This is a genomic window from Pseudomonas sp. B424 (assembly GCF_055408345.1).
The window spans coordinates 1-9,162 of sequence record NZ_JBUZTL010000048.1; the positions used below are offsets into that span (position 1 = coordinate 1).

Genomic DNA, 9,162 nt, shown 5'->3' on the forward strand with positions numbered 1-9,162 from the left:
ATAGCGACACGATATGAGCGACTGGCCAGGAATTACCAGTCGATGTTATCCCTTGTGTCTGCTGTCATATGGCTCGCCTGAATGAGAACACCCCCTAGCAAGATTTTATATAGGTACTACCATGTGGAGTATCCTCATTCCCTTTGGTCACGTTTATGAGAAAATCCTGCTTGACCGTAATCTCAGCGTTTTTTTTCTGTTTTCACAACTTCTGCATGGCTAATGATTCAAGTACTTTGCCTGTACAATTCGAGCTATGTGGAGAGGCCCAATCGAAAGCGATTCATCAGTTGAATACAAGGCCAAAAAGCGTAGCCACAATTGTGAATAATAAAACAGCAAAAGTAATTTTTGTTCAGTTAGACGGTGCGAGCCTGATGATTAGCTGCGATGCCGAAGAAAAACGAATGGTGATCGAAAGGACGGAAGAAGAAGGAGATTTAGCCTACGGTCTTCGAGGGTGACGCTTCACTATGCTCTATCGTGACGAGCGTCCCTCCGAACTTGGTCGATTCATTATACCGCTACTTTGTCATCCCTCTGAACGAACACAAGACCATTTAAGGGGCTAAAATAATTTAGTTTAATGGGCAAGTGGAAAATCTTTGAAGGTCAAACTATAGTGATTTTGTTTAATGTTTGCTCCTATACGTTGCGTTTTTTTGACCGCCTGAACCCCATTTTTCACGGCGGTCATTTTTTACCCCCTAGGCTCTGTACGTAAAGTATTGTCGCAAGCACCGCATAGCGCAGGCCAATGAGACCATCGCCGCAAAACTTGTTGCGAGCTTGTCGAAGCGCGTCACGATGCGACGGTTCTCCTTCAGCCAGCCAAACATGCGTTCGATGATGTTGCGCTGCCGATATTTGGGGCGATCAAAAAGTCGAGGCAATCCTGGCTTGGTTTTGCGCTTCATGCTTCGCAACGGAATGACTGGCTGCATGCGATAACGATCACAATACTGGCGCAGCGCTTCAGCGTCGTAACCCTTGTCAGCCAGCAACCAGCGGCAACGCTTGCGTGGGCGACCGCGCAGGCTGGGTATGCAAGCCTGATCGAGTAGCGGTTGGGCATAGGCTATATCGCTGGCTTGTCCGCCTGACAACAGGAAACGCAGAGGCACACCATTGGCGTCGCACAGCATGTGAATCTTGGTCGTCAGGCCACCCCGGCTGCGCCCGAGCGCGTGGTCTTGCGGTTCTTCAAATCCCCTTTTTTCCCGGCACCTGATGAGGCCCGGGTTGCTCGTACGGCAGTGGAGTCGATCATCCATGTTTCCAAGTCAATCAAACCCTGCTCATTCAATCGGATATGAAGACGCTTGAGCATCTGATCAAAAGCTCCGCAATCACGCCATCCCCGGAACCGTTGATAGATCGTTGACCAAGGGCCGAATCGTTCGGGCATGTCTCGCCAGGCTGCGCCAGAGCAAAGCACCCAGAGAATACCGTTTAGCATCAGGCGATCATCGGCCCGAGGGCGCCCGGTGCGCTGATTTTTGGTGAAGATATCTGCAACCAGATCCCAGGCTGCGTCGGGGAGTTCATACCGCTTTGCCATCTTGGCCTCCTGGCTTTAATGGCGGTGTATTTTACAGAAAATCGTATTTCTTGGGTTTACGTACAGAGCCTAGAGATTGCATGCAAGCTTGTCAAACAGGCAAGGTTTCCCTTTGTAAGCGACTCAACAGCGCGGTTTTTCATCGCACATTATGGCTTGCCGGCGTCTTACAAGGCGCGGTTGCTCTAGCGTAATGGGGACTGAGTGATTGCACAGTGCCATTGTTTTTTGCCGACCGACCCTTCACCATCGATTGATTCTGCGTCTCTTTCTACGGACTGAAACCATTGGCGGCACGTTTTACTCCCTCGCGGTTTCTGTGCTGGCTGTTTTCAGCGCTGCTGCTGGCTGGCTTATTGCCTGGCGGGCTGCATGCCGATTGGGATTTCTCCCAGATCAGCCGGCGCGCCACCGCGCTCTACGGGCCGTTGGGTGCGGGTCAGCAGCGTATTGATGACTGGCAGCAACTGCTGGCCACGCAAAAACAAGGCAGCGAGACGGAGCAGCTCAAGGTGGTCAACCTGTTCTTCAACAAGCGCGTGCGCTATGTCGAAGATATCGACTTGTGGAACCAGGTCGATTATTGGGAAACGCCCATCGAAGCCCTGTGGAAAGGCGCCGGTGATTGTGAAGACTATGCCATCGCCAAGTATTTCAGCCTGCGTCACCTGGGCGTCTCCAGCGACAAATTGCGCATTACCTACGTCAAGGCATTGCGGCAGAATCGCGCCCATATGGTCTTGACCTATTATTCGACGCCAGAGGCCATGCCCCTGGTACTCGACAGCCTGATCGATGAAATCCAGCCTGCCAGCCAACGGACCGACTTGCTGCCGGTCTACTCCTTCAACGCCGAGGGCTTGTACCTGCCGGGCGCCAAGGGCAACAAAAAGGTCGGCGACACCAAACGCCTGTCGCGCTGGCAGGATGTGTTGAAAAAAATGCGTGCGGAAGGCTTCCCAGCCGAGCCGGCCAACTAGGAGTAACTGTTCAGATGTCACTGTTCAAACAGCTGTTGATCGCTATCTGTCTGTTCCTGGTGGTCGCCTTCAGCGGCAGCTTCATGGTCAGCCTGGAAAGCTCGCGTACCCAGTACGTGAACCAACTGCGCTCCCACGCGCAGGACGCGGCGACCGCCCTGGCGCTGTCCCTGACACCCAATATCGACGACCCGGCGATGGTCGAGCTGCTGGTCAGCTCGATTTTCGATAGTGGTTATTACGCCAGCATCCGGGTGATCGATGTGACCAACGACCAGGTCATCGTCGAACGCAGTGGCATCCCCGACAACAACGGCGTGCCCAACTGGTTCGTCAAGCTGATCGGCCTGGAACCGGCCGGTGGTGACGCCCTGGTCAGCCGTGGCTGGGAGCAGGCGGCGCGGGTCGAGGTGGTCAGCCATCCGATGTTCGCCCTGGCCAAGCTGTGGCAGAGCGCCCTGGGCAGCCTCGGCTGGTTATTGCTGTGCGGCGCGGTGAGTGCGGTGCTGGGCGCGCTGTTGCTGCGCCGGCAACTCAAGCCTTTGGACTACATGGTCAAACAGTCCCACGCCATTGCCCGCCGCGAATTCCTGAGCCTGCCGGATCTGCCGCGCACCCCGGAACTGCGCCGCGTGGTGCAGGCGATGAACCAGATGGTGGAAAAGCTCAAGGCCCTGTTCCAGGAACAGGCCGAGCGTAGCGAAAAACTGCGGGTGGAGTCCTATCAAGACAACCTCACCGGCCTGGCTAACCGCCGTTACTTCGAGATGCAACTCAATGCGCGGGTCAGCAACCCCGAAGAAACCAGCTCAGGCTACCTGCTGGTGTTGCGGGTCAAGGACCTGGCCGGCCTCAACCAGCGCCTCGGCGGCCAACGCACCGACCAACTGCTGCAGGCGGTCGGTGAACAGTTGCTGCGCCAGTGCGAGCCGTATCCGGAAACCCACAACCTGGTCACCCGTATCCGCGGTGGCGAGTTTGCCGTGCTGGCGCCGGGGCTGATGCGTGAAGAGGCGTTGCAGCTGGCGCAGAACCTGGAAAGCACCCTGCAAAGCCTGCAAGCCACCGGCGCCAGTGACGTTTCGCCGGTTGCCTGTATCGGCCTGGCGCCGTTCAATCATGGTGATTCGCCGCAAGCCCTGTTGACCCTGGCCGACCAGGCGCTGGCCCAGGCCGAAACCCAGGGCGATGTCAGTTGGGTGTGCCTGGACCACAGCGCAGCTGCCAGCGTCGGCGACGACCATCATGCCTGGCACACACTGCTGGACCAGGCGCTGACCCAACATCGCTTCGAGTTGTACTTCCAACCGGTGGTGGCCAGCCAGGATCCGCAACTGGTCCTGCATTACAAAGTGCTCTCGCGCTTGGTCGACGGCCATGGCCACACGATCCCGGCCGGCCGTTTCCTGCCTTGGCTTGAGCGGTTTGGCTGGTCGGCGCGCCTGGATCGGGTGATGTTGGAGCTGGTACTCAAACAAATGGCCAGCCATGAGCACTCGCTGGCCCTGAACCTGTCTGCGGCGACCCTGGCAGACCCGCAAGCCCTGAACCGAATCTTCGACCTGCTACGCCAACATGCCAACCTGGGCCCGCGCCTGACCCTGGAAATCGGTGAAGAGCAACTGCCCGAACAGGCGGTGCTGGAGCAGTTGACCCACCGCCTGCGGGAGCTGAACTTTTCCCTCAGCCTGCAACGCTTTGGCGGGCGCTTCAGCATGATCGGCAACCTGGCGCGCCTGGGCCTGGCCTACTTGAAGATCGATGGCAGCTACATCCGCGACATCGACCAGGAAAGCGACAAGCGCCTGTTCATCGAAGCCATCCAGCGCGCAGCCCACAGCATCGACTTGCCGCTGATTGCCGAGCGGGTCGAAACCGAGGGTGAGTTGCAGGTAATTCGTGAAATGGGGATTTTTGGCGTGCAGGGCCAGCTGTTTGGTGAGCCGGCGCCCTGGCGCTGAGGCCGTGGCCGGCCTCAGATCAGGCCGGTCTCATCATCATTGATCAGGTGGCTCAGGCCACCCAGTGATTCCCGGGCGTTGCTGCGGTCCTTGAGCTTGGCTTGCGCGGCGACCGGCAGGTCCGTCAGGTTGATTACGCCTTTCTGGATCAGCACCTGAATCAAGTCTTCCAGCACCCGGATCATCTCCGAGTCACTGTGCTTGAGCTGCTTGAGGCTCAGCTCCGCTTCTTCATTGGCAAACCAGGCCTGGATCTCATGATGATCCGCGGGCAGGGTGCCCGTCGATTCGGCGAAGGCAACCGCTTCGGCGCGAATCAGCTCACCCTGTGCATCACGTTGCACGTAGAACATTGAACATCCCTCATGAGAAGAACTGACGACAGCCTGTCAGAGCATAGGCCAACGGCGCGCGATTGGGCGTGAGTATGCCGTGCAATCGCGACCCCATGCCAGTGAACGGTGGCCGCAAATGAATCGGCCGCCTCAAGAGGCGGCCGGTTCAGTGGTTCAGCTTAGGTGTGATCGACCTTGATGGTCGGGTCAGCACCACTGATCAACGAATTGATCGTCTGGCCGGACCAGTTGTTACCTTCCAGCTTGATCGTCACATCCGCATTGGCCAGGCCGCCGGCGGCGTTGAGCTTGCCTTCGGAGCTGATCTGCAGCGTTGTCACGTTATCCACCGTGGTCAACTTCAGGAAGTTGTCGATGGTGCCGTCGGTTTCACCCTTGAGCAGGTCACGCAGGTCAATGCGGTCGCCTTCCAATGCCTTGAAGTCCTTGATCACATCGTTGCCGACGTCACCGGATCTCCAGACGAAGGTATCGGCACCGGTGCCGCCGATCAGGATGTCATTGCCCTGGCCGCCGATCAGCGTGTCGTTGCCGGTACCGCCCAACAGGATGTCGTTGCCCTTGCCACCGTCCAGGTAGTCGTTGCCGCCCTGGCCGAACAGGATGTCATCACCCGAGCCACCCAGCAGGGTGTCATTGCCGTCCTTGGCACCCGAGGTGTTGAACTCGTTGTAGTGCTCGGTGATGTACTTATGCACATCCTGGCCGGTGACTGCAGACACCGCCACGCCGTTTTTCCCTGCCACGTAGGACTGGATGTCGTTGTAGCCTTCGCCGGTAACACCCGTGAAGCTCACCAGGTCGCCGAACAGGATGTCGTTGCCGTCACCGCCATCGACACGGTCGGCACCCGGCAGGGTAGCCTCGCTGTGACCGAGGATGGCGTTGGCCAGGTCCTTCGGATCGATGTTGCTTTGTGGCTTGTTGTCGCTGTCGTACGGTGCCAACTGCTCCAGGCCGACCCCGCTTTTAAGACCGATGGCTTCTACGCCACCCGTTGACAGGCCTTTGAGCAATGCAAACGCGCTCTGGGAGTTGCTGGTGGTGGGCCCGTCGGTGTAGTTGCCATAACCGTCACGAACGGATGTCTCATAGGTGCCATCCCCTTGAGCGTGGATGATCCCCCGGTCGTACCCTGAGCCGTAGTACCCTGAGCCGTAGTACCAGAGGGTCACCTTACCGGCAGCGTTGATCTCAAGGGAGACATTCGACTCGATGTTGATCCGGGTGGCGGTACCTATGGTGTAGTTGTTCATGTTGACGACATCATCGAGTCTGACGTTACCGTACAAGTACGGGTTGGTCTGCTCGGCGCGCTGGTAGAACGTCGGCTCACCGTCGGTGATGAAGTACGTGGTGTTGATTGCATCCTTGTTGCCAGTCGCCTGGGCACTTTGGAAGAAGTTGGATGCAGACTTGAACACGTCTTCGTAGTTGGTGCCGCCGGTCGACACCATCTTATCCAGGACTTTCTGCAACGCCTCCAGTGCACCTGGGTCTTTCAGGTTGACTGTAACCGTGCGATTGACCTGGTCACTGAAATCCGCGAGGAAGATGTTCACGACCCCGGAGGTGCTGGAGCCGATACTGTTTTTCAGTGAGTTGAACACGGTGGTCAGCGAGGCTTTCGCCGCCGCTACCGAGTCCGAACCCATACTGCCCGACGTATCGATCATGAACGCAATGTTGTAGTTCTTGCCCTGAACTACGTTCAGGCCCGAAACGTCCGCCACGATGATGTCGTTGCCACTGGTACCGGTGACGTTGTCATCGCCCGAAGTCGCCGTGCTCCCGCTATAGGTTGCCGGGTACACCTTGACCGGCAGATTGGCCACGGTTGTGGCCGAGCCGCCGAGGCTTTCGGTGGAGGTCGACGTCACGGTCAGGTTGTACTGGCCGCTGGTGTAAGGCAGTGGCTTGAGGCTCAGGTTGTTGAGGTTCCAACCGGTGACGTCCACTTCGGTATGGCCCTGGGTCGCCGTGAAGGTATGCCCGGCACCGTCGCTGAGCACTGCGCCCACCGGGATGCTGCCAATCTTCACGCTCAGGGTTTCCGAACCGTCGGTATCGGTCAGGCCGGTGGTGACTTTGGTCAGTTTGACCGTGCCGTTTTCCAGCCCTTCGTTGAGCTTGTACGCGTCGTAGTAACCCTGGCCGTTTGTACCGTGCAGATCCGACACTTGCGCGCCGGCGCTGATCAGGTCGTTGATGCCGGTGTAGATCGGCATCGTGGTGTTGCTCAGGTTGGTCGCGGTGCCACCGTTGACCGACAGCTTGAGATCAAAGCTGCCCGGACCTGATTGGTTGGCATGGTAGATATCAATGCTGTAGTAGCCGTTGCTGGTTGGGGTGAACGTACCGTTGAACTGGCCGGAGTTCGAGCCCCAGGTACCGCTAGCCACATCTTTGCCGCCGATATTGACCAGGATGCTGTCATCGCCGTAGCCGCTGAAGGTGTACGACTTGCCGGCTTCCAGGTAGATCAGGCCGGAGGTCTTCGAGCCTGCACCGCCAGGCACATCTGCAGTAGGTAGGACGGTGGTCGAAACCGTCGTGCTGGTTGGCGTGCCGGCGTTGTCGATGGCATTTTTCAACACGGTCGCCGAGGCACCATTGCCGTTGGTGCCCAGGTTCGCAATGCTGTTCCAGCTCTGCTTGGTCAGGCCGACCGAGGCGATGTTGTTATCGGCAACGCTCAAGGTCGGCGCGTCTGCAACCGGAGTGATGTCGACTTTTACAGTGGCGCTGGTGCCCAGGTCCTTGCCATCGGTTGGCTGGAACTTGAACTGTGCATAATCAGCCTGCTTGTTGCCCACACCTGTGCCGCCGTAGCCGTCGGCTCCGGATTCGTTGGCATTTGGCGTGAAGCGCAACTGGCCGCCGTCGATCTGCGCCTTGGTGAAGGTCTGGCCGGCTGTCACGTTGGTCCAGGTAGTGCCATCCGCTGCCAGGAACTGCAGCTTGCCGGCTACTGGCAGCTCGGTGATTTTCACCCCGAGGCTGGCCTGCGGCGAATCCACATCGCTGACCCCGAAGTTGGCCCAGGTCAGCTTCAGCGACGTGTCTTCAGTGCCGGTGACGGCACCGCCGGTGGCAACCGGTGCGTCGTTGACCGCCACTACGTTGACCGTGGTGGTTGCCACGTTCGAGTAATTGCCGCCGTCGGTCACCGTCACGGTGATGGTCCGTGGCGTGGTGCTCGGGTCGTGGCTGCTGTTGCCGAACGTGATGTTCTTGATCTGCTGCATGTAGTCAGCCAGCGACGCCGTACCGGTCAGGGTCAGGGTGATCTTGCCGGTGACAGGGTCCGTGACCGAGGTCACGTTCATACCGGTGACCTTGCTGTAGTCCAGCGTGTCGCTCGGCTGAGTATTGGTCAGGACTACCGTGGCGCCAGTCAGCTGGGTGCTGTCCGGGTCGGTGATCTTGATGTCGGTATCAGCAATCGACACGCCACTGCCGCCTTCGGTGAACGTAGTCCTGTAGTCGTTGCCGGTGGCGCCACTGGAATTGTTGGCATCCAGGTCGATAACCGGTGGCGCATCGTTATCGATGATCGACGTTTCGATTTTGCCGTTGGTGGTGCTGATAGCCAGGTTCTCGAAGTTACCGCCGGAAGTGCCCGAGATACTGATCTCGAACTTCTCCGTAGGCTCGGTCAGCTTGTCGTCGATGGTCTTGATATCGAACGTCGCGCTGCTTTGGCCGGCCGGAATCTTCACGGTGTACACGCCGTTGAAGTCTGAACCGTCCTGGGCCACGCCTTTGTACGACAGGGTCACCGTGACTTCGGTTTGCGCCGGCTGGGTCAGGTTCAACGTGTAGTGAGCGGTCTGGCCTTCGGTCACCGAGGTATCGCCCGCAATACTGATCACGGTGTTGCTCGTCACGTCCGTCACTTTGGTGATTACTGGCGTGCCGACCGGGATCAGGTTTTCATACTTGTCGCCACCGCTGACCACATTGGTGATCTTGGCGGAAATGTCCTTGGCGCCCAGGTAGAAGTCATTCGGCGCGGTGAAGTTGGCAGTACCGCTGGTCTTGCCATTGCCGATGGTGATGTTCAAGTCGTTGTCCAACTTGATCACCAGGTCCGAACCCACGTTGGTCACGGCCACGCCGTTCTTATCCACGAGGCTGGCGGTGTAGACGATCTGGCCGCCTTCGGCGACGTTGGTGGTGGCGGTCAGCACAACCTTCACATCGTCGATGGTGTCGTTGATCTGCGTCGTTGCGCCGTCGCCAGCGACTACGAGCTTCTCGAAGTTGCCACCCGCGGTGCCGGTGATCTGGACGGTCTGGGT

The 9,162-nt window shown here is 58.3% G+C and carries 4 protein-coding genes and 2 pseudogenes; 3 read left to right on the forward strand and 3 right to left on the reverse strand.

Annotated features, from left to right (window positions below):
• The first annotated feature begins 215 nt into the window (after positions 1 to 215).
• A complete protein-coding gene (locus tag ACZRMS_RS25835) occupies positions 216 to 464 on the forward strand; it encodes a hypothetical protein (protein WP_146427878.1) in 249 nt (82 codons plus the stop codon).
• A 243-nt stretch (positions 465 to 707) separates the two neighbouring features.
• On the opposite strand, the pseudogene ACZRMS_RS25840 reads toward ACZRMS_RS25835, so the two are convergent.
• Positions 708 to 1,561 (reverse strand): annotated as a pseudogene (locus tag ACZRMS_RS25840) (IS5 family transposase).
• A gap of 287 nt (positions 1,562 to 1,848) precedes the next feature.
• Between ACZRMS_RS25840 and lapG the strand changes: the two are divergent.
• Positions 1,849 to 2,541: a cysteine protease LapG gene (gene lapG / locus ACZRMS_RS25845; protein ID WP_153338392.1), complete on the forward strand. Its 693-nt coding sequence runs from the start codon at positions 1,849 to 1,851 to the stop codon at positions 2,539 to 2,541.
• Between the two features lie 14 nt (positions 2,542 to 2,555).
• Complete coding sequence (gene lapD, locus ACZRMS_RS25850; protein ID WP_029300704.1) at positions 2,556 to 4,502, forward strand: cyclic di-GMP receptor LapD; 1,947 nt, start codon at positions 2,556 to 2,558, stop codon at positions 4,500 to 4,502.
• A gap of 14 nt (positions 4,503 to 4,516) precedes the next feature.
• On the opposite strand, the gene ACZRMS_RS25855 is transcribed toward lapD, so the two are convergent.
• Both ACZRMS_RS25855 and ACZRMS_RS25860 read right to left on the reverse strand, forming a co-directional pair.
• On the reverse strand, positions 4,517 to 4,855 hold the full coding sequence (locus ACZRMS_RS25855) for a hypothetical protein (RefSeq protein WP_029300706.1): 339 nt from the start codon (positions 4,853 to 4,855) through the stop codon (positions 4,517 to 4,519).
• 161 nt (positions 4,856 to 5,016) lie between these two features.
• Positions 5,017 to 9,162: pseudogene (locus tag ACZRMS_RS25860) on the reverse strand (LapA family giant adhesin); the annotation flags it as partial.